The organism is Vibrio genomosp. F10 str. 9ZD137, from assembly GCF_049974785.1.
In the GTDB taxonomy this organism is placed as follows: domain Bacteria; phylum Pseudomonadota; class Gammaproteobacteria; order Enterobacterales; family Vibrionaceae; genus Vibrio.
Map to the genome: position 1 here is coordinate 1 of NZ_JBNGCJ010000870.1, position 1,078 is coordinate 1,078.

A 1,078-nucleotide genomic window follows, 5' to 3' on the forward strand; every position below is an offset into this window, starting at 1 on the left:
TGCAGTGCAACAATCATGGCACTGGATATCGACAGGGTTTGTGCGACTTCAAACTGGAATTGGCTAAACATCATGTTAGACACCGTATTTGAACCGGCAATGAAGGCACCTAACGCACCAACGGTCGCGCTAAGAGCAGGAAAAGCATCACCGACAAGGCCTGCGGCAAAGTTCGCCGTGGTGACTGGCATGCTGGCAAGATCAGCCTCGTTAATGCCTGAGTTGATGAAGATCCGCACCATTGGGATAGTAAAGACCAGAACGAAACCTGCGCCAATCAGTGTCTTGCTGGATTCACTAAAGGCTTTGACTAACGGGGTGACGCGACGAGATTGCAGCAGAACGGAAACCAATGCGATGAAGACAAGGATTCCCCCTGGAAGATACAAAGGTTGAATCGCGGTACTGATGCCAGCCTCGCCAAGAATATTGCTGAACGAGAGACTCACGCTACGCAGCATTGCTTTAAAATCTGGGCTGACGCGGCTTGCAACCAACACGACGGCGAGTAACACATACGGTAACCATGCCATCACCATGCTCATTGGTTTTGATTGGGTATCATCCAGGTCAATTTTCAATGAGCCCAACCATTCTTTTGGCCACTTTTTCTCGTCTTCGAAGTCCCAGGTTGTTTTTGGAACCAGAAAGCCGACTTTGGCCGCAGACACGGTGATAGCGAGCCCGACTAAGCCACCGATGAGTGACGGGAACTCAGCACCAAGGAATACGCCTGTCAAAGCATAGGGAATGGTAAACGATAGCCCAGCAAAAATAGCGAACGGCAGAATATCGAGCCCTTCGGTCCAGCTGTTATTTTTACCAAAGAAACGCGTCAGCATCATGGCCATCAGGACAGGAATGAGCGTTCCCACGCCAGCGTGAATGAGCGCCACGTTAGAGGTGATTTGTTGAAGATAGATATCCCAACTCGAACCGTTTGCAATCAGCGCTTCGCCAATATTGTGTGTATCTAACCCTTTGTTTACGCCAACGATAATCGGCGTTCCGACCGCACCAAAAGAAACCGGTGTCGATTGAATCATCATTCCCATTAATACAGCAGATCGGAAGAGCG

The 1,078-nt window shown here is 49.7% G+C and carries 1 protein-coding gene; it reads right to left on the minus strand.

The features are described from left to right. Positions 1 to 1,078, minus strand: a 1,078-nt coding sequence (locus ACP45E_RS19580) for an L-lactate permease (RefSeq protein WP_141707438.1), incomplete at both ends; no start/stop codon positions are given.